We start from the raw sequence: 22,146 nt of genomic DNA on the forward strand, positions 1-22,146 counted from the left end.
GTTCGCGCTGCCCCGCCCTGTTTATTAATCCGTTATCGTTATACTCCCCTGCCATTTATTCCTCAAAAGAATAAAAAAGTTTTAACTCGATCCCATTCCCTCGTCACCGTTACCCCTTTGGGGGGATTAGTGAGCGCGGTCACTTTTTGTTGAGCCACAAAGAAATATAAAAACAGTGTTTCAAAAATATAAAACACGAGGTTTATTTTTTATGGCTCGATACACGGCTTCAGCCTCTGAAGGGCTGCAGGGAAGACCGATCTTGTTACGCCATCAGTTAGCCTACGGCGGCGGTAATCTGTTAGGGAGTGGCGCACTGGCGATAAGCGGGGCATGGCTACTCTATTTTTATACGACCTTTTGCGGCCTGACGCTGATCGAGGCCTCATTTATCTTCTCCGTCGCCAGCATCATCGACGCCATCAGCAACCCGCTGATGGGCTATCTGACGGATAACTTTGGCAAAACGCGGTTAGGCAAGCGCTTTGGCCGTCGGCGCTTCTTTTTGCTGATCGGCATTCCGCTGATGCTGTTCTACCCGCTGCTGTGGGTAGAGGGCCTGAGTTTCTGGTACTACCTGTGCACCTATGTGGTGTTTGAGATCATCTACACCTCCATCATGGTGCCCTATGAAACGCTGGCGACAGAGATGACCGATGATTTCTCGCTACGCTCAAAGCTCACCGGCTATAAAGCCATCTTCGGCAAACTGGCCAACTTCCTCGCCGCGTTTATTCCCGGACAGTTCATTCTGCTGTACGGCAAAGATTCCGCCACCCCTTTCTTCCTCACCGGGCTGACCTACGGCGCGATCCTGATCGTCGCGATTACCTGCCTGTGGCTGTGCAGCTGGGAGCGCGAGCGTGCGGAAGCCGTGGATACCAGCGCGAAAAAGGGGCTGCTGAGCACCCTGCTGTCGCTGGCGAAAGACATGCGTTCCACCTTTTATCTGCGCGTGTTCCGCAAACATCTCGGTATGTACCTGTGCGGGTTTGGCGCGGAATGGCTGTTTGCCTCCATCTTCACCTATTTCGTGATATTCGTTCTGCAGCACGATCCGGCAATGGTGGCCGGGCTGAACAGCCTGAACTCGATTCTGCAGCTGATCTCCACCGCGCTGTTTATCGGCCTGTGTGTGAAAAAGGGCTTCAGCAAACCCTATATCCTCGCGCTGGGGATCGTGATTTTCGCAGTCCTGCTGTATACCTCGCTGTGGTTCTTCCATCTGCCGTCAGGCCTGGCGACCGTGCTGATGTTCGGTATTACCGTGCTGTTCGGCCTGGGGACCGGCGGGGTTTACTATATTCCCTGGACCGTTTACACCTTCCTCGCCGATGTCGACGAGATCTACACCGGACGTCGTCGGGAAGGGATCTATGCCGGCGCCATGACCTTCTCAGGGAAAATTCTGCGCTCGATTGTGGTGTTTTCGATGGGGGCCATCCTGAGCTTTTACGGTTTCCAGTCAAAAGCGCACAGCCAACCGGAAAGCGCTGTGACCGCCATCGCGGTGGTATTCTGCGTCGGTGTCGTCGCCTTAGCCCTGGCCGCCATCGTCTTCAGTAAGCAGATGAAACTGGACCGTAAAGCCCATCTGGTGGTCCTGCAGGAAGTCGCGCGGATTAAAGCGGGCGGTAAAATCAGTGATATTGCGCCGGAGGTGCGGGCAATCGTTGAGGATCTGGTTGGCCATCGCTACGAAGAGTGCTGGGGCAACAGCAAATTGTTTAAAACCGCTGAGGCTGCGCCAACGCAGACCGTGGTTTCCCATTAAAGGAAAAGGCCCCGTCGGTCACCCGCGGGGCCGGTTATTAATGCGTTTCTTCCTGCGGGGTAAACTTCAGCTCAATCAGGGCAATCGCTTTTTGCACCGCGCGAAGCGTCACCGGATCGGCAGAAGCCGGGTGGCTGGCGAAGTCGATGGCTTTCAGCTGGCTGGTCATTTTTTCACGCACTTCCACCGGCGCGATGACGTCAATCACGTCGAGGATCTGCTTGATAACCAGCTGGCAGGCAACCACATCGGAAACCAGCTCGTCGTGTTCGGTAAGATGTTGAGACATTAATTACTCCTTTTTTCAGGAGCGTAATAGTACCCTAAATCGTTAACGATAATAAAACCTGCCGTGGCAGGTTTTTTTCGCCACCCGAGTGGCTGGCGGCACCTTTGCTGCCGCTTTGCCGAGGATCCCCTTGATGGCAGCGACAACATGAATACCGCGATCTCTTCCGGGAACGAACGTGCTTTTTCAGCCCCGGCGCTGCTGGTGGCTGGCGCCTTTTTTATGGAGTTTCTCGACGGGACGGTGATCGCTACCGCCCTGCCCGACATGGCGAGAGATTTTGGCGTTACCGCCGTCGAGCTGAATATCGGCATCAGCGCCTATCTGATTACCCTCGCGGTGCTGATCCCCGCCAGCGGCTGGATCGCCGATCGCTTCGGCGCCCGGGCTATCTTCACCCTCGCCCTGGCCATTTTTACCCTTGCCTCGATCTTTTGCGGCCTCTCCAGCGATATGCATATCTTTGTCGCCATGCGTATCCTGCAGGGGATCGGCGGCGCGCTGATGGTCCCCGTCGGTCGTCTGGCGGTACTGCGCACCACGCCGAAACACCTGCTGATAAAGGCCATCGCCACCCTCACCTGGCCGGCGCTGGTGGCCCCTATTATCGGCCCGCCTTTGGGAGGCTTTATTACCCGCTACGCCAGCTGGCACTGGATCTTCTTTATCAATGTCCCGCTGGGCGTCGCGGCGATTATCCTGTCGCTGCGCATCATTCCTGATATCCGCGAAGCAGAGCGGCGCGCCTTTGATATGACAGGGTTTATCACGACCGCGGTGGCGATGGTCAGCCTGGTCACGGCGATGGAACGGCTCGGCGATCGTCAGCCGCAGATCTGGCCGACGCTGGCCCTCGCCGCGCTTGGCTTCGGCTGTCTGGCGTATGCTATCCGCCACTTCCGCCGGGCGACAGCGCCTATGGTTCGTCTGACGGCGTTGCAGGTGCCGACGTTCCGCGTGACGATGTACGGCGGCTCGCTGTTCCGGGCCTCCATCAGCGCGGTCCCCTTTCTCCTGCCGCTGCTGTTTCAGGTGGGGTTCGGCATGGATCCCTTTCACTCTGGTCTGCTGGTGCTGGCGGTATTTGTCGGCAATTTAACGATTAAACCCGCCACCACGCCGCTGATCCGCTGGCTGGGCTTTCGTCGCCTGCTGTTGATCAACGGCGCGCTGAACGTCTGTTCGCTGCTGGCCTGCGCGCTGCTCACGCCGCAAACTCCGGTCTGGGCGATCATGCTGATCCTTTATCTCGGCGGGGTGTTTCGCTCAGTCCAGTTCACGGGCGTGAGCACGCTGGCCTTTGCCGATGTCCCCGCCGCGCAGATGAGTGATGCCAATACTCTGTTCAGTACCGCGTCGCAGCTGGCGGTGGGGCTGGGTATCACGCTTGGGGCAATCGGCATTCGCCTGGGTGAACAGGTCGGCGACTGGCTGCACCTTTCCGCCGTGCCGGGGATCAGCTTTCGCCTGGCGTTTGTGTTTATCGCGGTGATTTGTCTGGTGGGGATGATCGACAGCCTGCATCTGGCCAAAACGGCAGGCAGCAGCGTGTCGGCGAAGAAATCGTAGAGGATGGAAGGGCCAGCGGCGCTGGCCCTGATGACGATTACCCGACGATCTGGCGGACAAACGCTTCGATCGCTTTATCCTGGCAGTTTTCGAAGAAGCACTGCTGGAAGCGAGGGCCAGAGACGGCGGTTTTCACCAGTTCCGGATCGATGGCGCGCAGGGTATCGAGATAATTTTCTTTGACTACCGCCGCTTTGACCTGGTTGAGGATCCCGGCATTACGCACCTGCGGTTCTTTGCGCTCCGGCGGATAGCCTTCGCCGTTACGACCGGTAAAGGCTTTTTCAAAGATAAACCGCACGTTCAGCTCGGCGCCCCAGCCGAAACCTTTGGCAAACGGCAGCGACAGCGCGTTACCGTTGTTGATCTGGGCAAACAGGAACGCATCCGCCGGGTCGATACAGTAGCCGCAGACCACGCCAGGATGGATGTTCAGCGACATCAGCGCTCCCTGGCCGGTACCGCATCCGGTGACCACGAAGTCGACCGCCTTCGAATTCAGCAGGATGCTGGCCATGATCCCGAGGTGAATATAGGTCAGATGATGATCGTTCTCATCGCTCATACCGACGTTATAGACCGGAAATCCTTTTTCGTCGGCAACCGCGTTAAGCTCCTTGAGGATGATGGCGTTTTTGTTCGCCTGGCTGTTCTCCATCATCAGTGCAATCTTCATGGTTTACTCTCCTGAATGCTGTGCGGGCCTGCCCGCAGAATGTCATTGGCGTTGACTGCACTCTACCACCTGGAAAACAAACTTTCAAATTTTATGAAAAGTTGTTTTAAAAATTACGCAGCGCTTCACACTTTCGCCGCCTCTGCCGCTCAGGTTAGGGTGTCGCCCCCTCATCAGGACGACTCCGCCTGGCGCTCCCCGCCTCGCAATCCGCAGAGGCAGTCATTTCGCCTCCGCAAAAAACCAATAATAAATTAAAACCATTCTCATTTATTATTAAACTGCCAATGCGTGTTATTCCCATTAGCATTTTAAATAAAATCTTTTTAAATTTACTTTTTGCAAATAATTAAATAACAAATTATAGTGGCAGCCGATAACATCTATATTTTAATTCCAGGAGCGCGACGATGCTGAAAACGGAAATGATCGACAAACTGAATGAACAGATGAATCTTGAACTCTATTCTTCTCTTCTTTATCAGCAGATGAGCGCCTGGTGCAGTTACCATAGTTTTGAAGGGGCTGCGGCCTTCCTGCGTCGCCATGCCCAGGAAGAGATGACCCATATGCAGCGCCTGTTCGACTACCTGACCGACACCGGCAGCCTGCCGCGCATCAACGCTATCGCCTCCCCGTTTGCCGAGTATGCGTCACTGGATGAACTGTTCCGCCAGACCTATGAGCACGAGCAGCTGATCACGCAAAAAATTAATGAACTGGCGCACGCGGCTATGACCAGTCAGGATTACCCGACCTTTAATTTCCTGCAGTGGTATGTCGCCGAACAGCATGAAGAAGAGAAATTATTTAAATCGGTAATTGATAAACTGACCCTCGCCGGGAAAAGCGGTGAAGGTCTGTACTTTATCGACAAAGAGCTGGCCACCCTCGATACGCAGAATTAATTGCCCGCGCCGCGACGCTTCTCCGTCGCGGCATTTTCAATGCTGACAAATCTTGTTTTCTGCGGTGGTAAATCCTGCCTCTCTGGCAATAAATTTGCCTTTCTGCTCTAAAAACGCCACCAGCTCCGCAGCGCTCAGATTTTCCGCCGAACAGGTGTGAAAGCGCGCCTCTGCGCCAAAGCGATGGTGAATGGCCGCCTCCAGCGAAGCCACCGTCCAGCACTCCTTCGACGCCAGCATCATCTGCAGCACTTCATGACCATGAATAGAAGACATAACCCCTCCGGAAAAAAACGCCAGCTTAGGCCAGACCGACGGCCCGCGCCTTGCGCCAGCGCAGGCTTTCATCCTTTCGACCTTGTAAAGTTTTAATTACAGATCTTGTAACCCTGATTTGACGAAAGACGCAATATCCCCTACTCTGCGCGGCATAAATTATTGTGATTTGCTGTAGGGATAGCGAAAAGCGTGAAGAACCGCACTCTGGGCAGTATTTTAATCGTAGCCGGCACCACAATCGGTGCAGGTATGTTGGCGATGCCATTGGCCGCCGCAGGCGTCGGCTTTACCGTCACGCTGGGTTTACTTTTCACCCTGTGGGCATTGATGTGCTATACCGCCCTTTTGCTGCTGGAAGTCTACCAGCATGTCCCTGCCGATATGGGGCTCGGTTCCCTGGCGGCGCGCTATCTGGGCCGTTATGGACAATGGATCACCGGGTTCTGCATGCTGTTTCTGCTGTACGCCCTCACGGCAGCCTACATCAGTGGCGCCGGCGAATTACTCGCTTCCAGCCTCAACCAGTGGCTGGACTGGCAGCTGCCGCCGGCTGCCGGCGTACTGATCTTCACCCTGCTCGGCGGGGCGGTGGTGTGCATTGGCACCGCGCTGGTCGACCTGTTCAATCGCTTCCTGTTTAGCGCCAAAATCGTCTTCCTGGTGATTATGCTGGCTCTGCTGATGCCGCACATTCATCAGGTGAACCTGCTCACGCTGCCGGTTGAGCAAGGCCTGGCGCTGTCGGCCATTCCGGTGATCTTTACCTCTTTTGGCTTTCACGGCAGCGTGCCGAGCGTCGTCAGCTATCTGGGGGGCGATATCCGTAAGCTGCGCCGGGTGTTTATTATCGGCAGTTTTATTCCGCTGGTGGCCTATATTTTCTGGCAGCTGGCGACGCTGGGCAGTATCGACGCTCCGGCCTTTACCGCCCTGCTGGCGCAACATGCCGGTCTGAACGGTCTGCTGGAGGCGATCCGCGAAGTGGTAGCGTCACCGCACGTGGAGCTGGCCGTACACCTGTTTGCCGACCTTGCACTGGCGACCTCCTTCCTCGGCGTCTCGCTCGGGCTGTTTGATTATCTGGCCGATATGTTTCAGCGCAAAAACAGCGTCAGCGGGCGTCTGCAGAGCGGGATGATCACCTTTCTGCCGCCGCTGGCGTTCGCCCTGTTCTATCCCCGCGGCTTCGTCATGGCCCTGGGCTACGCCGGGGTGGCGTTGGCCGTGCTGGCCCTGATGTTACCGGCCATGCTGGTCATGAAGAGCCGCCGACTGCATCCGCAGGCCGCCTGGCGGGTGGCCGGCGGCGCCCCGGCGCTGTGGCTGGTCCTGCTGTGCGGGATCGGCATCGTAGCGATCCAGTTCTGCATCGTCGCCGGGCTGTTACCGGCGGTGGGATAAAATAAGGGGCCAGCTGGCCCCTTTTTCATTTCGCTAAGCAACACTGCTTATACTTTTTACCGCTGCCGCACGGGCAGGGATCGTTACGTCCGACTTTCGTCTCATTTCTTACCGGCTGCGGGACCACCTCCGGCTGTGGATTCGCCATCCAGTACTGGTAAAGCGCCAGCGCCGCCGGGGTGATGCGCTCGATGCTGGCGATAAATTCATCCGCCGTCAGATTATCCAGCGCGGAAAACTGTTCTTCGCTACCGTGGAGCGCAATCGCCTCCAGCTCAGGCTGAAGTTCAGCAGACAGCGTCGACCAGTCGCTCAGCGCTACGCCGCGCAGATAGCCAAAACACCACTCTTCAACGATGGTCAGCTCCTGACCTTCCGCTTCACGGGTGCCGAACAGCGGTTCGAACTGATCGGGATAAGACTCCAGCCGTTCGGCGATATCGCTCATATGCTGCAGCGTCAGATTGACAAAGCGATCGCGCTCGCGGTCGTTGGCCCAGCGTGGCACATTATCGGCACCACCCCAGATAGCCAGCAGCCACTGGGCGGGTTCGATAGCGGTGGGCGCCGAGAGGATCGCCGTCAACAGGCCATCCAGTTCAGAGACATCCAGAATAGCGCCTTCGGTGGCGTATTTCGCCAGCGTCTCGTCCAGCCATTCCAGTTCGTTTTCGTTTAAAGGTCCGGTATTCATTCACAGGCTCGCATGGTAAAAATCGGGCCTACAGTAGCCGAAATGCCGGCAGAAAGCCACCCGGCAGCGCCCATTGCGCCTGCGTCGACCCGACACAATCAGGCCAGCCCGTGCAGCGCCGCCGCCACGTCGCGACAGGCCTCCTCCCCTAACGGCAGCAAGGGGCGGGGAAGCGAGTCAGGATCACACAATCCCAGAATGGCCGCAGCGGCGGCGACCACCCGCAGGCTGCCGCCGTAGCGGTCAAAGCACCGCCAGAGGGGCGCAAGTTGCTTATTCAGCGCCGCCACCTGTGCCGCATCGCCGTGACGGATGGCTTTCACCAGCGCCAGAGAGATACATGGAAAGAGGCTGCCGCAGACCGAGTACCAGACCTCGCAGCCGGCCTGCAAGCCCGCTGTCGCGCGAACGTCACCGCTAACGCCAAGCGTCACGCCGCCAGGCAGATGACGACGCAGAGCCGCCACCCGTTCGCTTGCCTGCGGCGCGGGCAGACCGGGAATTTTTATCGAGGCGATGGCCGGTAAGGCAGCAATCTGCCCCTGCAGCTCATCCGATAACGTCACGTGGGTGGTACGGGGGTTGTCATACAGGCAAACCGGCACCGAGGCATGCCGGCAGACCTCCTCGTAAAAAGCGTAGATCTCCTCCGCAAAGAGCGGCTGATAGGACATCATCGGCAGGAGCAATGCATCCGCCCCGGCCTGCTGGGCATCCTCCACCAGCCGGAGCACCTCGCTGGTGGCGATGGCGCCGACGCCGATCATTATCGGGGTCGACCCGGCATGCGCCTTCGCCACCTGCACCACCCGCTTGCGCTGTTCACGACTGAGATAGGCGTAGCTGCCGGTTGAGCCTAAGATGCCCAGGGAGTCGACTCCGGCATCGGTAAGACGAGCAAGAAGACGAATAAACGCTTTTTCATCGATAGTTTGCTGATGCAGCGGCGTCAGCGGAAATGCGCAAAGCCCTGTGAACATGATGCCTCCGGCAGGCTGGATGAAGTGTCCGGTCGATAGTAGCAGGGAGAGTTCGTTTTGTCCTGGGACAAATGAGCGATTGCCGGTGACAATGGATTGTTTCCCACTACGTGGTGATCCCGTTCGCGAGATTGCCGCCGTCAGCCCAGGCATCGATAGCCACCAGATCCTGCCGAGGATATTCAACGACGCCGTGCCCTGCAGTCGCTATTTTTTGCTGGATTGCCAATCTTAAATCAACTTGTCATAATCCCGCGCAATTTATATGGCTATATATTTAAGCAGCAATTAAATAAAGCAACACTATGGCTTCAAGCGGATAAATAATGGCAGATGACATCCAGAAAAAATATCTCAAAATATTGTTAATAAAGTCTACGTATAAAACATTACTGGGTCGCCCCGCAGATCCTGACGGTCTTAAAAATTATTACCATGCAATTTCTGACAAGTCGCTTGCAGAATCAGCACAACTTCTTAACGCATCGCTGATGAATAGTGACGAGTTCAAGGGATTAACACCATCCAGAATGGCATTCGAGAATGTATGTATCCCGCCACATCCTGTATCAGGGATTGAAACTCAAGGACAATGGGCTGTGAAGCATATTGTGTCATTAGGAAGCCATTGTTTAACGTCGTGGACACTGAAAAAATTTAATCTGAAAAAAATCTCTCTGCCTTTTGACTGGATTTTTTCCTGCCCGGCGATGGTCATCTATTGCCTGAGGGACGATTTTCAGACTTTTTTAGACAAAAACGAATATAGCTCATTCATATCTTTTGATGCAAAAGGAATATTTACCTTTTGCAAAAAGGTTTTCTTATTCCCTGAAGTCCGTACCAGTACGATAACGCACTGGCCTACGCCCTGGTGATCAAGATAGCGATATGTAAGTCATGTATTTATAAGTTAAAAGAGCAACTGAGAGCTTACGCTCCTCGCTAACAGCGGACCTCACACCCAGTGAGTAAGTCCGCTCCGTGTTAGAAATGAACTATTTTAAGATGGCCATTCAATCTTCCAGCAAGCTCATTTCTTCAGAGAGCCACTGTCTCAGAATGCGTATTTTAAATGAATCCTGATTATCCGAGCGATAAACTAAATCGTATCCCCGCTCAGCCTTAAGTTTATATTGCGGAAACGGAACAACAAGCCTTCCGGCTGCTACATCATCTGCAACCAGAACACTGCGTCCCAGAGCCGCACCTTCGCCACGTATAGCGGCCTCAGTCGCCATGCTGCCAAGGGTCCATAAGGGGCCGTGATGGCAGCAAAAATTTTTTTCTCCGGCCATTTCAAACCATGCCTCCCAGTTCGCCAGCATTCTGTATTCATGAAGAAGAACGCAGTTTGAAAGATCCTTAATTTCTGTCAGACCATTTTGTTCTTTAAGAAAACCCGGACTACAGACGGGGGTAACAGTTTCATCGAAGATACGCTCATACGAAACGTCGCGGTAATGGCCAAGACCGTAACGAATGGCTGCATCTACCTGACCATCATTCAGATCCACATTACTGTCAGTAACATCCAGCTGAATATCAACGTCAGGATATCTCTGCCTGAACCGGCTCAGACGCGGTGCCAGCCACTTGCTGGCAAATGAAACCGTTGTACTGACACGTAAACTTTTTGCAGGATTCCTTCCGCGCAGACGCTCAGATTCCATCATTAACTCACTCAGAAGGCGGGTAACAATGCGATGATATTCAGCCCCTTCCTGAGTCAGTATTATCTGTCGGGTCAGACTGAAAAATAGTTTTAACCCCAGATGCTCTTCAAGCTTCCGGATTTGCCGGCTTATCGCGCCATGCGTTACGTGAAGCTCTGTTGCAGCCAGTGTCATACTTGAGAGACGGGCTGTTGCTTCAAAAGCACGCAGAGTCTGCAATGGGGGGAGGCGATCAAATATCATACACGTGATAATAATTCACACGTACTGTGAGAACAAATGATTTGTCAGGCCAGAGTCCGAAAATCAAAATTAGCGCATAAAACATTCACATTGGCTTTATGATAATCGGAGGAATGATGGAAAGCTTGTTTGTCTACGGAACCTTGGGTCCTGGCCGACCTAATGCTCATATTCTTGAAAAGATTGGGGGGACATGGCAGGAAGGCCACGTTGGTGGTTCTTTATTAGATAAAGGCTGGGGTGCAAAGATGGGATATCCGGGGATCGTATTGGATGATTCCGGTAATCGTGTACAGGGTTTTCTCTTTACGTCAGAGAATTTACATAATCACTGGCACATACTCGATGAGTTCGAAGGTCCTGAGTATGAACGGGTTCCGGTAGAGGTAACCACATCTACTGGTCAGACAGTGCAATCATGTCTCTATATGCTCAAAGCATAAACTATGAGGCTTGTAGTGAGCAGGTTACACAATGGCCTGGGCACTAAAAATAAGTCGATTTGATGGGGAATTAAGTGACAGTACAACGAAAACAGGTTGACACATATGCCACACTAGTCATGACCTCACTGTGTATAGTTTGGGGAATACAGCAGGTCGCAATTAAAGGCGTAGCCGATGAAATTTCTCCAGCTCTACAAGTAGCAATCAGAAGTGGGGCTGCTGCTGGCCTTATATATTTATTAATTATTCTTAAAAAAACGTCCCTAGAAAATTTTGCTAATTGCTTAATTCCAGGGGGAGCAGTGGGCATACTTTTTGGTTTTCAATTCCTGTTTGTTGCTGAAGGCCTGCGATATACGTCGGCATCGCACATGTCAGTATTCCTCTACACCGCGCCAATTTTTGCTGCTCTGGGACTACAGTTTTTTAGACCCGATGAACGGCTGTGTGCACCACAATGGATAGGGATAGCAATTGCTTTTGCAGGGATTTGTGTCGCGTTTCTGTCAGGTAAGGCTCCAGATGATAGCTCCAGTAAGACTCTGGCAGGAGACATAATGGGGTTATTTGCAGGCCTATCATGGGGAGCCACTACCGTACTCGTCCGATGTTCCTCCCTTAGTGGGGCGCCGGCTTCTCTTACTCTTTTTTATCAACTTACAGGAGGTTTTTTACTTTTATCAGCCTATTCATATTTCTCCGACCAGAATCACTTTGAACCTGGCGCCGTCGGGATTGCTAGTTTAATCTTTCAAAGCGCAATAGTTGGTTTTTTGAGTTATTTAGCCTGGTACAGTTTAATGCATAAATACATGGTATCACAGCTCGGTATTCTCTCATTCATGACGCCTGTATTTGGGGTCATTACGGCAGTATTTTTTTTGAGTGAACAGCTACAGTCAGGGTTTATTTCAGGATCGATGCTAATCCTAAGTGGCATAAGTGTTGTTAGCGGCTGGCCCTGGTTCAGGTTGAGATTTTTAACTGGTTCAGTCAACAAATAAAGATGACTGTCGGCCGGTTACAGGTAATCTAACGATGTCAGCGAGCCAGTTAATATATGGCTGATTTAACTTCCAATTTTGCCAAAATGCTTTATAGGTTCTCATGCAGAAAATAAATCATCCTTAATGCATCATGCACAAGCTTTAGCCCTATCTATGTCTGCTTCTCGCTCGCAGCGGACCTTCAACATGGACAATTAGTCCGCGTCGTGCCAGGAGCGGACGTTGTTAAGCTTATGCTGTATGGATTAATGAAGAACAGACATTATATTTTGTCCTGATTGACTCGGGATTAAAGCTCCTGATGGCTCTCTTTTCGCTCGCTGTAGCGATCCGCAAGATAACCGGTTTGTCCCTTAAGCAGCAGCGTGATTTTAAACAGCTCCTCGGCTACATCGACGATGCGGTCATACCATGACGAAGGTTTCATTCGTCCGTTTTCGTCGAACTCTTGCCATGCCTTGGCTACGGAGGGCTGGTTGGGGATCGTAAACATCCGCATCCAGCGGCCCAGAATACGCATCTGGTTCACTGCATTGAAGGATTGCGAACCACCGCAGACCTGCATTACCGCAAGTGTTTTACCCTGCGAAGGACGAACCGCGCCTTCTCATAATGGTATCCAGTCAATCTGCGCCTTCATAACCCCGTGTCGCTCCGGAGAACTCCACACCATCCCGTCACACCATCTGACCAGACTACGCAACTCAGTGACTTTAGGATGCGTGCCCGGCGCATCATCCGGCAGGGGTAAACCGGAGGGGTTAAAGAATTTTACCTCCGCGCCCATCGCCATCAGCAGGCGACCAGCTTCTTCGGCGGCAAAGCGGCTGTAGGAGCGCTCTCTTACTGAGCCATAAGGAACGGAGTGAAAAATGCTACAACCTGTTCAGCTTTTCAAAATCTTGTCTGATGAAACACGGTTCGCCATCGTCATGCTTCTCCGGGAGTCAGGAGAACTGTGCGTCTGCGAAATCTGCGCGGCTATTTCCGAATCGCAGCCCAAAATCTCACGACATATGACTATCCTTCGCATGGCTGGGCTGGTTCAGGACCGTCGTGAAGGCAAATGGATCCACTATCGTCTGTCACCTCACATACCGGCTTGGGCTGCTGAGACAATCACGACGTCCTGGCAGTGAATGCGGGAGGATGTGCGTGACTGGCTTGATAAATCAGTCTGTACATCCTGCTGAGAAAGAAAAACACATTTATATAATCATATATAACGAAGTCTGAAATGCTTTTAGCAGGCAGTATATTTTTACTGACGCTGGTACTTGTGATCCGGCAACCCAGTGGCCTGAGTATTGGCTGGAGCTCGAGTATCTGACCTTCAGGGCAATCTGTACGAGAAACAGGCAATATCAGGGCACAAGAACGTTGAGCAAACTGCCCGGTATGTCAGAAAAATTGCGGTAGTTCCGGTTGTAGATGGGCAGGTGGAAAGGAAAAATATTTTGAAGTGATATGATGGAATGGGTGGTTTTGAAACAAAAAAACCACCCGTAGGTGGTTTCACGACACTGCTTATTGCTTTGATTATTCTATATTTCCCAATGGTACCCGGAGTGGGACTTGAACCCACACAGCGCGAACGCCGAGGGATTTTAAATCCCTTGTGTCTACCGATTCCACCATCCGGGCTCGGGATATAAAGTGGAGGCGCGTTCCGGAGTCGAACCGGACTAGACGGATTTGCAATCCGCTACATAACCGCTTTGCTAACGCGCCTTTAATTCTGAAGCACCCGCTACTGCCGATGCTGTTAATCTGGAGCGGGAAACGAGACTCGAACTCGCGACCCCGACCTTGGCAAGGTCGTGCTCTACCAACTGAGCTATTCCCGCATCATCAAGTTATTTGCTAATCACTTGATTTTGTTATCGTCTGGAAGACTGTGCTGCCGTTCGATGCGTTGCATTCTACTTATCTCTCGCGGTGAGTCAACGGTATTTTTCGCAACTTTGCATCGTTTGCTGAAAATAACGGCGAAACGATCACTGATCAAGCAAATCGCCGCGCGCCGCGTTCAAATATTGCAACATCGACCACAGCGTCAGCACCGCCGCCACGAGGAAAAGCGCGATCCCGGCCCATTCCACCCACGGATAAGGACGCCACAGCATCCACACCAGGGCAGTCATCTGCGCGGTGGTTTTCACTTTGCCAATCCACGAGACCGCCACGCTGCTGCGTTTTCCCAGCTCCGCCATCCACTCGCGCAGCGCGGAGATAATAATTTCACGGGCAATCATCGTCGCCGCCGGCAGCGTGACCCACCAGGTGTGATAGTGCTCAGCGACCAGCACCATGGCGATAGCCACCATGACTTTATCGGCTACCGGATCGAGGAAGGCGCCGAACCGGGTACTCTGGTTCCAGCGACGGGCGAGGAATCCATCAAACCAGTCGGTCACGGCGGCAACAAAGAAAATCAGCGCGCAGGCAAACGGCGCCCAGCTAAAGGGCAGATAAAACGCCAGCACAAAGAACGGGATCAGGATGACGCGGAACAGAGTAAGCAACGTAGGGATATTAAATTGCATAGTGACGGGTAACTATCTGTTGTAAGTAAAAATTAGCCCTATGTTGCTACAGAGCCCCTAATGTTTCAACGAGTAGAAGATCTTTTCTGCCAGAGCGTGAGAGATGCCCGGTACTTTGGCAATTTCTTCGACGCTGGCCTGCTGCAGCCCCTGCAGCCCCCCCATGTACTTCAGCAGCATCTGGCGACGCTTCGGCCCCACCCCCTCGATATTCTCAAGCGAGCTGGTGCTCTTCACTTTCGCCCGTTTTTTGCGATGTCCGGAGATCGCATGATCGTGCGATTCATCGCGGATATGCTGGATCACATGCAGGGCCGGCGAATCCGGCGGCAGGCTAAACCCCTCGCCCTCTGGTTCAAAGAATAACGTTTCCAGGCCGGCTTTACGATCGCTACCTTTCGCCACGCCCAGCAGCAGCGGATGATGTTTATCCCAAGGGACGTCCAGCTCGGCAAACACCGCTTTCGCCTGCGCCAGCTGCCCCTTGCCGCCGTCTATCAGGATCACATCCGGAATCTTGTTGTCATCAATCGCTTTACCATAGCGACGGCGCAGGACCTGATTCATCGCCGCATAGTCATCGCCCGGGGTGATGCCGGCGATATTGTAGCGCCGGTACTCCGCGCGCAGGGGGCCATTGCTGTCAAATACCACGCAGGAGGCGACGGTCTGTTCGCCCATGGTGTGGCTGATATCAAAGCACTCCATCCTCTTCACGGCCGGCAGCTCCAGCACGGAGGCCAGCGCCTGCAGACGCTGATGAATGGTCGATTGCTGAGACAATTTCGTGGTTAACGCCGTGGCGGCATTGGTGCGCGCCAGCTTAAGGTAACGCGCCCGGTCGCCGCGCGGTTTAGTCTGCACATGAATTCGGCGCCCCGCCAGCTCCGACAACGACTCGGCCAGCAGCGTCTTATCCCCGAGGTTGAAGTCGAGCAAAATCTCTCCCGGCAGCGTGCGCATCTGGCTGCCCTGCAGGTAGAACTGGCCGACAAAGGTCTCCACGACCTCGCCCAGCTCGGTGCCGCCCGGCACTTTCGGGAAGTAGCTGCGGCTGCCCAGCACTTTACCCTGGCGGATAAACAGCACATGGACGCAGGCCATTCCGGCATCGAAGGCAACCCCGATCACGTCAAGATCGTCGCCGGTGTTAGAGACAAACTGTTTCTCCGTCACGCGGCGGACGGCCTGAATCTGGTCGCGAATGCGCGCCGCCTCTTCGAACTCGAGGTTCTGACTCGCCTTCTCCATCCTCGCGATGAGCTGAGTCAGCACCTGATCATCTTTGCCGGCGAGAAACAGCCGCACATACTCCACCTGCTGAGCATACTCGTCTTCACTGACCAGCCCCGCCACGCACGGCCCCAGGCAGCGGCCAATCTGATACTGTAGACAGGGACGGGAGCGATTGCGGTAGACGCTGTTTTCACACTGACGGATGGGAAAGATTTTCTGCAGCAGCGCCAGGGTCTCGCGCACGGCATAGCCGTTGGGGAAGGGACCAAAATACTCGCCCTTCGCATGTTTGGCGCCACGATGCATCGCCAGACGCGGATGGGTATCGCCGCTGAGGAAGATAAAAGGATACGACTTATCGTCGCGCAACAGCACGTTGTACCGCGGCTGGTACAGCTTGATATAGTTGTGTTCAAGCAGCAGCGCTTCCGTCTCGGTATGGGTGACGGTCACGTCGATTTGCGCGATCAGCGCCACCAGCGCTTCCGTTTTACGCGACGCGAGGTTGCTGCGGAAGTAGCTGCTGAGCCGCTTTTTCAAATCTTTGGCTTTGCCAACATAGATGACGGTTCCGCCAGCATCATACATCCGATACACACCGGGCTGGCTGGTTACCGTTTTCAGGAAAGCTTTTGCGTCAAAAACATCACTCACTGGCTTGCTAACGACTCCGCATTACACAGGCCATGGCGAATTGCCAGGTGGGTCAGCTCGACATCGCCATGAATGTTCAATTTGCTGAACATCCGATAGCGATAGCTGTTAACCGTTTTAGGACTCAGATTCAGCTGCTCTGAGATCTCATTCACCTTCTGACCTTTGGTGATCATCAGCATAATCTGCAATTCGCGTTCAGACAAACTGGCAAAAGGCGATTCTGTTTTTTCCGGTTCAATCTGACTTAACGCCATTTGCTGCGCAATATCGGAAGCAATGTAACGTTGCCCGGACGCGACGCAGCGAATCGCATTCACCACTTCCTGTGGCGCAGCGCCCTTACTGAGATACCCTGCCGCCCCTGCCTGCATAACCTTGGCAGGTAAAGGATTCTCGGTATGCACGGTCAACATGATCACTTTCGTGCCCGCTACCGAGCGCGCGATTTTGCGCGTCGCTTCCAGACCACCGATCCCGGGCATGTTCATATCCATCAGGACGACATCAGCGGAATTAGCCCGGCACCACTTAACGGCGTCTTCGCCGCAGCAGGCTTCGCCAGCGACTTTAATCCCTTTTATATCTTCCAGAATGCGTCGTATCCCTGCGCGCACCAGTTCGTGGTCATCAACAAGAAGAACGTTGATCAAAGGAATAATCTCCAGAATGAGGGATAACGCTACTGATACTTTATCTCCCACATATTACCGGGTTTTATTGCTAATTTAAAAGGCAAAAAAATGCCGTCTCCTCGATTTGGCTCTCATTTATGGCAATGTCTGTGCACACTGAGTGGAAAGTCATTGCGAACAATCAGTTGCCCGAGGCTTATTTTTTAACAATCCTCATACAGAAGGCACAAAAAACACAACAGATTACGTAGCGCATAAATACGAGGCAAAATATGTAACAATTATTAACGTGCTAAATAATTGGGGGAAATTATTGTGCTGCTGACAGCTATTACGTCTTATCTGATGCATAAAATCATTCACAACTCAGATGAGAGAACAGAAATTAAGCACTCCTTTTTTTTCTGTCGCTTGTGGTATACTGCGCGGCCTTCACATTCAGACAGGCGCAATAGCGCAGCGAGCAAACGAGGATATCGATGAGCACACCAGATTTTTCCACTGCAGAAAATAATCAAGAACTGGCGCAGGAAGTCACCTGCCTGAAAGCGCTGATGACGCTAATGCTGCAGGCGATGGGTCAGGCAGACGCGGGTCGCGTGATTATTAAAATGGAAAAGCAGATCGCGCAGATGGAAGATGAGGCTCAGGCCGCCGTATTCTCCAGCACCGTTAAGCAAATTAAACAAGCATACCGGCAGTAATCTTGTACCGGCTGAAAGTATGACTGACAGCCGGTATCACGTCTGGCACGCAGAACGGCAGGCGCATTCAGATTAGCCCTGTCGCCACGGCGTAACAGGCAATTTGCGTTTTATTCGGCGCGTTAAATTTCCGTTGCATATTCTTCTGATGGAAATTAACCGTATTTTCCGAAATCGAGAGAATCATCGCCACCTCCGCCGAGGTCTTTCCTTCCGCGGTCCATTTGAGGATCTCCAGTTCGCGCCGGCTGAACTTCATCTCCGGCGGCATCACCATCTCATCTTCCAGACGCAAGAGCGTCAACAGGCTCAACTCCGTCAGCGTTCGCAGGCGCAGCTCCAGTTCATCATCAGGATAAGCGTTCGGCAAACGGTTGTTTGCGGAGACGGAGAGAAAACCCTGAGCATGATTCGGCAACGTCAGACACTGTGTCACCCCTTTTTGCAGACCATGGTCGCGCGCCCCGTCCCATAATGCCTGCGCATCGCGAAACAGCCCATCTTCCCATGGCAGATGGCCACGCATAAAATTCTCCGGGCGTAACACGGGATCTATGGTGAAATAATTCTCTGCCTGGTAATGAGACATCCATGCGCGGGGATAGGTCGACTGAAACGTGACGCGGGGGCGAGTGAAAGGCACCGGGTGACGCACACAAAGCGTGTAGTAATCATATTCCAGCGTTTCTGTTTCTCGTTGCAGGAGATTATAAACCTCCTCACCGGCGGCCATGGACTGAAATTGATGCAGCATATCCCGCCGCCAGCTGAAAAAATCATTGTCCCTCATAGCTGTGCAAATAACTCCTGATTGATAATCATTATTATAAATACAGAAAACTAACACATAAATCTTATTTATATGTATAAAATATCGTAGCTGTCGCATTTATTAGCCTGAAGGCTTGCCTTTTTTCCGCTCGCTGCGCTGAAACTAAGGCCCTACATTCATTTTCTACACCCTACACGGGGGGATGGGAAGCGGTGTATACGGCCAGGGGAGTCAATAGCACGAAAACGTGATGATGGGGCGTTCCCCCCGGCGTGGAAGCGGGCTGAACGCGGCGGCCCTCGCGAAGGAGCGCCGCCGCGCCAGCGCCTGCTCTACTGCATCAGGAATTTTTCGAGGAACTGGCGGGTACGCGGCTGCTGAGGCGAGGCGAACAGCGCTTTGGCCTCGCCTTGTTCAACGATGCGTCCCTGATCCATAAAAATCGCCCGATCGGCAACGTCGCGAGCGAAGCTCATTTCATGGGTCACGATAACCATGGTGCGTTTCTCCTGCGCCAGCTGGCGGATGGTATTGAGCACCTCCCCTACCAGCTCAGGATCAAGGGCCGAGGTCGGTTCATCAAATAGGATCACGTCCGGACGCATGGCCAGCGCGCGAGCAATGGCGACCCGCTGCTGCTGACCGCCGGAGAGGCGGCGCGGATAGCTGTTCTCTTTGCCGCTGAGGCCTACCTTCGCCAGCAGATCGCGCGCCCGCGCTATCGACTCCTGCTTGTCTTCGCCTTTTACGATGACCGGCCCTTCAATAATGTTCTCCAGCACCGTCCGGTGGGGAAACAGGTTAAAGTTCTGGAAGACAAAACCAACGTGCTGGCGCAGCCGCCGAATAAGCCCTTTTTGCGGCCCGAGGCTGCGACCGGCGTCGATCGTCACATCGCCGACGCGGATAGTGCCGCTCTCCGGTTGCTCCAGCAGATTAATGCTGCGCAGCAGGGTAGTCTTCCCCGAGCCGCTGGGACCGATGATCGCCACCACTTCGCCTTCCTGCACCTCCAGGTCGATACCGTGGAGCACCGTCTGGCCATGGAATTTTTTCACCAGGCTTTTTACTTCAATCGCACTCATTTCGGATCACGCTCCTGGCGGTTCAGCTGGTTTTCAAAATAGTTCTGCAGCGAGGAGAGTACCGTCGCCATCACCCAGTAGATCAGAGAGGCTGCCAGATACATGGTGAAGACCTCCAGCGTACGCGAGGTGATAAGCTGCGCCTGACGGAACAGCTCCGGCACCTGGATCGTCGCCGCCAGCGAGGTATCTTTTACCAGGCTGATAAAACTGTTAGAGAGCGGCGGCAAAGCGACCCGCGCCGCCTGGGGTAAAATAGCCCGACGCATTGTCTGCCACGGGGTCATACCGATACTGGCCGCCGCTTCCCATTGCCCTTTGTCAATCGAGGCGATGGCCGCGCGCAGGGTTTCCGCCGCGTAGGCCGCCGTGTTCAGCGACAGGCCGATCATCGCCGCCGGGATCGGGTCAAGTTCAATGCCAAACTGCGGCAAACCGTAGTAGATCATGAACAGCTGGGCGATAAGCGGTGTCCCACGAAAAATGGAGATATACATGCGCGCCAGCCATTTTACCGGCCAGAGGGGCGACATGCGCATCAGCGCCAGGATAAAGCCCAGCACCAGGCCGAAAAACATCCCGCCAATGCTCAGCTGCAGCGTAAAGACGGCGCCTTTCAGCAGAAAAGGCGCGGAATCGATGACCAGTTGGATACTTTCTTGCATGCTGTGGTTTCTATATTAGACGTGAGGATGATAGGCAAACAGCGCCGGCGCTCCGCCGGTGTGGACGAACAAAATCGGCCCTTCATCCTTAAAGCGCTTCTGCGTAATGCCATCGATAAGTCCGGCCATCGCTTTGCCGGTATAGACCGGGTCAAGCAAAATACCTTCCAGTTGCGCCAGCAGCTTCACGGCGGCCATCCCTTCCTCGTTTGGCGTCCCGTAGCCCGGTGCAAAGTAATCATCCCACAGGATGATGTCGGCTTTCGCCTGCAGCTCAAGGCTGTTGGCCACGGCCTGCTGCAGCGCCACCACTTTCGGCAGCTGGTCGGCAACAGCGCGCGACACCGTCACCCCGATCAGTTCCGCCTGCGGCATCAGCTGTTCAAGGCCGACTGCCAGTCCGGCATGGGTGCCGGCGCTCCCGGAGGCGACCACCACCGACGAAATCTCCACTGCGTCTTCGCACTGCTGGGCGATTTCCAGCGCGCTTTCCACATAGCCTAGCGCCCCAAGGGCGTTAGAGCCGCCGACCGGAATGACATACGGGCGGTACCCCTGCGCTTCGATACGGGTCGCCAGCTCGTCGAGCTGGGCCGCGGGATCGGTCAGGACATCGCACATCTCAATCTGGGTATTAAACAGATCCAGCAGCAGGCGGTTGCCATTGCTCAGATAGTTCTCCGCCCGGGTGCCGATGGGATTTTCCAGCAGCGCTACGCAGTGCAGGCCCAGTTTGGCGGCGACCGCCGCCGTCTGGCGCACATGGTTAGACTGGATCGCGCCGGCGGTGATTAACGTATCCGCCCCTTCGCGCAGCGCATCGGCGGCGAGAAACTCCAGCTTACGCAGTTTGTTGCCCCCCATCGCCAGCGGCGTCGTATCATCACGTTTGATAAAAATTTCGCGCCCGAGGTGATCGGACAGACGCGGAAGATACTCCAGCGGCGTCGGCGCGCCGATCAGTTCCAGACGCGGAAAGCGGGTTAAATTTTGCAGTGACATGGCCCCTCCTGACTCAGTTATGCTTCATTATGCACACAGTTACGCGCTAAATAAAAAAAGGCGCTTCCAGGAGCGCCTTTTTTCACCGCTGGCCGTTATTTTGTCACGTCAGCGCCAAACCATTTCTCGGACAGCGCCTTCAGGCTGCCATCTTTTTGCATATCCGCAATCGCGCCATCTACCGCTTTCAGCAGGTCATCGTTGCCTTTACGCAGCGCAACGCCAGCTTCCTGACGGGAGAACGCTTCGCCGGTGACCGCCAGCGTATTGTTGGTTTTCTTCACCAGATCCAGCGCCGCCAGACGGTCAACCAGAATGGCGTCAATACGGCCTACGCGCAGATCCTGGTATTTGGTCGGGTCGTCGTCATAGGTGCGGACATCCACGCCCTGGACGTTCTGACGCAGCCACTCTTCATAGTTAGTGCCCAGCCCGACGCCCACTTTCTTGCCTTTCAGATCCGCCGCGGTTTTAATCGCGCCTTCGTTGCCTTTCTTCACCAGCGCCTGCACACCGGAGATCGTGTACGGGGTAGAGAAATCGTATTTCTTCTTACGCTCATCGGAGATAGTGACCTGGTTAATCACCACGTCAATGCGTTTGGAGTCCAGCGAGGCCAGCATACCGTCCCACTTGGTCGGTTTGAGGTCGGCCTTCACGCCCAGATGTTTCGCCAGCTCGTTGGCGAACTCCACTTCAAAGCCGGTCAGCTTGCCGTCATCGCCCTGGAAGCTAAAGGGAGGATAGGTGCCTTCGAGGCCCACGCGCAGCGTGCCGCGCTCTTTAATCTGATTGAGCAGGTTTTCCGCCGCAAAAGTTTTCACGCTAACGCCAGCCATCAAAACAACGGCCATTGCGCCCATCAGCGCCTGACGACCCAGAAGTGCTAATTTCATAGATACCCC

At 54.1% G+C, this 22,146-nt stretch carries 24 protein-coding genes, 3 tRNA genes and 4 pseudogenes; 12 read left to right on the forward strand and 19 right to left on the reverse strand.

What is annotated here, in order from left to right:
• Window positions 1–62: 62 nt before the first annotated feature.
• Window positions 63–197 carry a hypothetical protein gene (locus AC6CWS_RS15110; RefSeq protein WP_032428923.1) on the reverse strand — a complete coding sequence of 45 codons (135 nt, stop codon included), beginning with the start codon at window positions 195–197 and terminating at the stop codon, window positions 63–65.
• Window positions 198–211: 14 nt separating this feature from the next.
• Here AC6CWS_RS15110 and AC6CWS_RS15115 point away from each other — a divergent pair, with 14 nt between their 5' ends.
• On the forward strand, window positions 212–1,774 hold the full coding sequence (locus tag AC6CWS_RS15115; protein WP_044524000.1) for an MFS transporter: 1,563 nt from the start codon (window positions 212–214) through the stop codon (window positions 1,772–1,774).
• A 37-nt stretch (window positions 1,775–1,811) separates the two neighbouring features.
• Here AC6CWS_RS15115 and AC6CWS_RS15120 read toward each other — a convergent pair whose 3' ends face one another.
• Window positions 1,812–2,063 (reverse strand): DUF2766 family protein, encoded by a 252-nt coding sequence (locus tag AC6CWS_RS15120; protein ID WP_004203448.1) that lies wholly within the window; start codon window positions 2,061–2,063, stop codon window positions 1,812–1,814.
• Window positions 2,064–2,210: 147 nt separating this feature from the next.
• Between AC6CWS_RS15120 and AC6CWS_RS15125 the strand changes: the two genes are divergently transcribed.
• On the forward strand, window positions 2,211–3,632 hold the full coding sequence (locus AC6CWS_RS15125) for an MFS transporter (RefSeq protein ID WP_065881129.1): 1,422 nt from the start codon (window positions 2,211–2,213) through the stop codon (window positions 3,630–3,632).
• Between the two features lie 37 nt (window positions 3,633–3,669).
• On the opposite strand, the gene AC6CWS_RS15130 is transcribed toward AC6CWS_RS15125, so the two are convergent.
• On the reverse strand, window positions 3,670–4,308 hold the full coding sequence (locus AC6CWS_RS15130) for an RpiB/LacA/LacB family sugar-phosphate isomerase (RefSeq protein WP_023290273.1): 639 nt from the start codon (window positions 4,306–4,308) through the stop codon (window positions 3,670–3,672).
• 242 nt (window positions 4,309–4,550) lie between these two features.
• Here AC6CWS_RS15130 and AC6CWS_RS15135 point away from each other — a divergent pair.
• Window positions 4,551–4,661, forward strand: a pseudogene (locus AC6CWS_RS15135) (hypothetical protein); the annotation flags it as partial.
• Window positions 4,662–4,718: 57 nt separating this feature from the next.
• Window positions 4,719–5,216: a non-heme ferritin gene (ftnA, locus tag AC6CWS_RS15140; RefSeq protein WP_004203451.1), complete on the forward strand. Its 498-nt coding sequence runs from the start codon at window positions 4,719–4,721 to the stop codon at window positions 5,214–5,216.
• 36 nt (window positions 5,217–5,252) lie between these two features.
• Here ftnA and AC6CWS_RS15145 read toward each other — a convergent pair whose 3' ends face one another.
• The gene (locus AC6CWS_RS15145; RefSeq protein WP_065881126.1) at window positions 5,253–5,492 is read right to left on the reverse strand and encodes a YecH family metal-binding protein; all 240 of its coding nucleotides are present in this window, start codon (window positions 5,490–5,492) and stop codon (window positions 5,253–5,255) included.
• Between the two features lie 192 nt (window positions 5,493–5,684).
• Between AC6CWS_RS15145 and tyrP the strand changes: the two genes are divergently transcribed.
• The gene (tyrP, locus tag AC6CWS_RS15150) at window positions 5,685–6,896 is read left to right on the forward strand and encodes a tyrosine transporter TyrP (RefSeq protein ID WP_032428925.1); all 1,212 of its coding nucleotides are present in this window, start codon (window positions 5,685–5,687) and stop codon (window positions 6,894–6,896) included.
• 25 nt (window positions 6,897–6,921) lie between these two features.
• Here tyrP and AC6CWS_RS15155 read toward each other — a convergent pair whose 3' ends face one another.
• Together AC6CWS_RS15155 and AC6CWS_RS15160 are read right to left on the reverse strand one after the other, a co-directional pair.
• Entirely contained in the window at window positions 6,922–7,590 is a 669-nt protein-coding gene (locus AC6CWS_RS15155) for a YecA/YgfB family protein (RefSeq protein ID WP_065881124.1), read from the reverse strand.
• A gap of 98 nt (window positions 7,591–7,688) precedes the next feature.
• On the reverse strand, window positions 7,689–8,570 hold the full coding sequence (locus AC6CWS_RS15160) for a dihydrodipicolinate synthase family protein (RefSeq protein WP_065881120.1): 882 nt from the start codon (window positions 8,568–8,570) through the stop codon (window positions 7,689–7,691).
• 326 nt (window positions 8,571–8,896) lie between these two features.
• On the opposite strand from AC6CWS_RS15160, the gene AC6CWS_RS15165 reads away from it, so the two are divergent.
• On the forward strand, window positions 8,897–9,448 hold the full coding sequence (locus tag AC6CWS_RS15165) for a DUF1796 family putative cysteine peptidase (protein ID WP_065881118.1): 552 nt from the start codon (window positions 8,897–8,899) through the stop codon (window positions 9,446–9,448).
• A 138-nt stretch (window positions 9,449–9,586) separates the two neighbouring features.
• On the opposite strand, the gene gcvA is transcribed toward AC6CWS_RS15165, so the two are convergent.
• Window positions 9,587–10,489 (reverse strand): transcriptional regulator GcvA, encoded by a 903-nt coding sequence (gcvA, locus tag AC6CWS_RS15170; RefSeq protein WP_214456279.1) that lies wholly within the window; start codon window positions 10,487–10,489, stop codon window positions 9,587–9,589.
• A gap of 116 nt (window positions 10,490–10,605) precedes the next feature.
• Between gcvA and AC6CWS_RS15175 the strand changes: the two genes are divergently transcribed.
• A complete protein-coding gene (locus tag AC6CWS_RS15175) occupies window positions 10,606–10,932 on the forward strand; it encodes a gamma-glutamylcyclotransferase family protein (RefSeq protein ID WP_074442534.1) in 327 nt (108 codons plus the stop codon).
• Between the two features lie 74 nt (window positions 10,933–11,006).
• Window positions 11,007–11,939, forward strand: coding sequence for a DMT family transporter (locus AC6CWS_RS15180; RefSeq protein ID WP_498256413.1), 933 nt, complete (start codon window positions 11,007–11,009; stop codon window positions 11,937–11,939).
• A 292-nt stretch (window positions 11,940–12,231) separates the two neighbouring features.
• Here AC6CWS_RS15180 and arsH read toward each other — a convergent pair.
• A pseudogene (gene arsH, locus AC6CWS_RS15185) lies at window positions 12,232–12,798 on the reverse strand (arsenical resistance protein ArsH); the annotation flags it as partial.
• Window positions 12,799–12,814: 16 nt separating this feature from the next.
• Between arsH and AC6CWS_RS15190 the strand changes: the two are divergent.
• The 3 genes and pseudogenes from AC6CWS_RS15190 to AC6CWS_RS15200 all read left to right on the forward strand — a co-directional run.
• Complete coding sequence (locus AC6CWS_RS15190) at window positions 12,815–13,081, forward strand: metalloregulator ArsR/SmtB family transcription factor (protein WP_065881114.1); 267 nt, start codon at window positions 12,815–12,817, stop codon at window positions 13,079–13,081.
• A 98-nt stretch (window positions 13,082–13,179) separates the two neighbouring features.
• A pseudogene (locus tag AC6CWS_RS15195) lies at window positions 13,180–13,266 on the forward strand (ArsB/NhaD family transporter); the annotation flags it as partial.
• A pseudogene (locus AC6CWS_RS15200) lies at window positions 13,265–13,408 on the forward strand (integrase); the annotation flags it as partial. The pseudogenes AC6CWS_RS15195 and AC6CWS_RS15200, both read left to right, overlap by 2 nt.
• A 91-nt stretch (window positions 13,409–13,499) precedes the next feature.
• Here AC6CWS_RS15200 and AC6CWS_RS15205 read toward each other — a convergent pair.
• From AC6CWS_RS15205 to uvrY, 6 genes are all read right to left on the reverse strand, one after another.
• Window positions 13,500–13,586 (reverse strand) — tRNA-Leu (locus AC6CWS_RS15205).
• 13 nt (window positions 13,587–13,599) lie between these two features.
• A tRNA-Cys gene (locus tag AC6CWS_RS15210) sits at window positions 13,600–13,673 on the reverse strand.
• 40 nt (window positions 13,674–13,713) lie between these two features.
• A tRNA-Gly gene (locus tag AC6CWS_RS15215) sits at window positions 13,714–13,789 on the reverse strand.
• 150 nt (window positions 13,790–13,939) lie between these two features.
• On the reverse strand, window positions 13,940–14,488 hold the full coding sequence (gene pgsA, locus AC6CWS_RS15220) for a CDP-diacylglycerol--glycerol-3-phosphate 3-phosphatidyltransferase (RefSeq protein ID WP_004141115.1): 549 nt from the start codon (window positions 14,486–14,488) through the stop codon (window positions 13,940–13,942).
• 57 nt (window positions 14,489–14,545) lie between these two features.
• Window positions 14,546–16,378 (reverse strand): excinuclease ABC subunit UvrC, encoded by a 1,833-nt coding sequence (gene uvrC / locus AC6CWS_RS15225; RefSeq protein WP_130941599.1) that lies wholly within the window; start codon window positions 16,376–16,378, stop codon window positions 14,546–14,548.
• A complete protein-coding gene (uvrY, locus tag AC6CWS_RS15230; protein WP_002911539.1) occupies window positions 16,375–17,031 on the reverse strand; it encodes a UvrY/SirA/GacA family response regulator transcription factor in 657 nt (218 codons plus the stop codon). The genes uvrC and uvrY overlap by 4 nt, the downstream gene beginning before the upstream one ends.
• Before the next feature lie 461 nt (window positions 17,032–17,492).
• On the opposite strand from uvrY, the gene AC6CWS_RS15235 reads away from it, so the two are divergent.
• Window positions 17,493–17,717 carry a DUF2594 family protein gene (locus AC6CWS_RS15235; protein WP_032453405.1) on the forward strand — a complete coding sequence of 75 codons (225 nt, stop codon included), beginning with the start codon at window positions 17,493–17,495 and terminating at the stop codon, window positions 17,715–17,717.
• 67 nt (window positions 17,718–17,784) lie between these two features.
• Here AC6CWS_RS15235 and sdiA read toward each other — a convergent pair whose 3' ends face one another.
• The 5 genes from sdiA to tcyJ form a co-directional block, all read right to left on the reverse strand.
• The gene (gene sdiA, locus AC6CWS_RS15240) at window positions 17,785–18,507 is read right to left on the reverse strand and encodes a quorum-sensing transcriptional regulator SdiA (RefSeq protein ID WP_044524003.1); all 723 of its coding nucleotides are present in this window, start codon (window positions 18,505–18,507) and stop codon (window positions 17,785–17,787) included.
• Between the two features lie 314 nt (window positions 18,508–18,821).
• Window positions 18,822–19,574: an L-cystine ABC transporter ATP-binding protein TcyN gene (tcyN, locus tag AC6CWS_RS15245; protein WP_023290281.1), complete on the reverse strand. Its 753-nt coding sequence runs from the start codon at window positions 19,572–19,574 to the stop codon at window positions 18,822–18,824.
• Entirely contained in the window at window positions 19,571–20,239 is a 669-nt protein-coding gene (tcyL, locus tag AC6CWS_RS15250; protein ID WP_008804215.1) for a cystine ABC transporter permease, read from the reverse strand. The genes tcyN and tcyL overlap by 4 nt, the downstream gene beginning before the upstream one ends.
• 15 nt (window positions 20,240–20,254) lie before the next feature.
• A complete protein-coding gene (dcyD, locus tag AC6CWS_RS15255; protein WP_101978058.1) occupies window positions 20,255–21,241 on the reverse strand; it encodes a D-cysteine desulfhydrase in 987 nt (328 codons plus the stop codon).
• A 95-nt stretch (window positions 21,242–21,336) separates the two neighbouring features.
• Complete coding sequence (gene tcyJ, locus AC6CWS_RS15260) at window positions 21,337–22,137, reverse strand: cystine ABC transporter substrate-binding protein (protein ID WP_004203468.1); 801 nt, start codon at window positions 22,135–22,137, stop codon at window positions 21,337–21,339.
• Between the last annotated feature and the right edge of the window lie 9 nt (window positions 22,138–22,146).

This window comes from Klebsiella sp. M041, assembly GCF_059759695.1.

What these genes read in the sequence shown, in the direction of transcription:
- AC6CWS_RS15115 (WP_044524000.1), top strand. Translation starts at nt 212, where the DNA reads ATGGCTCGATACACGGCTTCAGCCTCTGAAGGGCTGCAGGGAAGACCG.
- AC6CWS_RS15120 (WP_004203448.1), bottom strand. Translation starts at nt 2,063, where the DNA reads ATGTCTCAACATCTTACCGAACACGACGAGCTGGTTTCCGATGTGGTT.
- AC6CWS_RS15125 (WP_065881129.1), top strand. Translation starts at nt 2,211, where the DNA reads ATGAATACCGCGATCTCTTCCGGGAACGAACGTGCTTTTTCAGCCCCG.
- AC6CWS_RS15130 (WP_023290273.1), bottom strand. Translation starts at nt 4,308, where the DNA reads ATGAAGATTGCACTGATGATGGAGAACAGCCAGGCGAACAAAAACGCC.
- ftnA (WP_004203451.1), top strand. Translation starts at nt 4,719, where the DNA reads ATGCTGAAAACGGAAATGATCGACAAACTGAATGAACAGATGAATCTT.
- AC6CWS_RS15145 (WP_065881126.1), bottom strand. Translation starts at nt 5,492, where the DNA reads ATGTCTTCTATTCATGGTCATGAAGTGCTGCAGATGATGCTGGCGTCG.
- AC6CWS_RS15155 (WP_065881124.1), bottom strand. Translation starts at nt 7,590, where the DNA reads ATGAATACCGGACCTTTAAACGAAAACGAACTGGAATGGCTGGACGAG.
- AC6CWS_RS15160 (WP_065881120.1), bottom strand. Translation starts at nt 8,570, where the DNA reads ATGTTCACAGGGCTTTGCGCATTTCCGCTGACGCCGCTGCATCAGCAA.
- AC6CWS_RS15165 (WP_065881118.1), top strand. Translation starts at nt 8,897, where the DNA reads ATGGCAGATGACATCCAGAAAAAATATCTCAAAATATTGTTAATAAAG.
- gcvA (WP_214456279.1), bottom strand. Translation starts at nt 10,489, where the DNA reads ATGATATTTGATCGCCTCCCCCCATTGCAGACTCTGCGTGCTTTTGAA.
- AC6CWS_RS15175 (WP_074442534.1), top strand. Translation starts at nt 10,606, where the DNA reads ATGGAAAGCTTGTTTGTCTACGGAACCTTGGGTCCTGGCCGACCTAAT.
- AC6CWS_RS15190 (WP_065881114.1), top strand. Translation starts at nt 12,815, where the DNA reads ATGCTACAACCTGTTCAGCTTTTCAAAATCTTGTCTGATGAAACACGG.
- pgsA (WP_004141115.1), bottom strand. Translation starts at nt 14,488, where the DNA reads ATGCAATTTAATATCCCTACGTTGCTTACTCTGTTCCGCGTCATCCTG.
- AC6CWS_RS15235 (WP_032453405.1), top strand. Translation starts at nt 17,493, where the DNA reads ATGAGCACACCAGATTTTTCCACTGCAGAAAATAATCAAGAACTGGCG.
- sdiA (WP_044524003.1), bottom strand. Translation starts at nt 18,507, where the DNA reads ATGAGGGACAATGATTTTTTCAGCTGGCGGCGGGATATGCTGCATCAA.
- tcyN (WP_023290281.1), bottom strand. Translation starts at nt 19,574, where the DNA reads ATGAGTGCGATTGAAGTAAAAAGCCTGGTGAAAAAATTCCATGGCCAG.
- tcyL (WP_008804215.1), bottom strand. Translation starts at nt 20,239, where the DNA reads ATGCAAGAAAGTATCCAACTGGTCATCGATTCCGCGCCTTTTCTGCTG.
- dcyD (WP_101978058.1), bottom strand. Translation starts at nt 21,241, where the DNA reads ATGTCACTGCAAAATTTAACCCGCTTTCCGCGTCTGGAACTGATCGGC.
- tcyJ (WP_004203468.1), bottom strand. Translation starts at nt 22,137, where the DNA reads ATGAAATTAGCACTTCTGGGTCGTCAGGCGCTGATGGGCGCAATGGCC.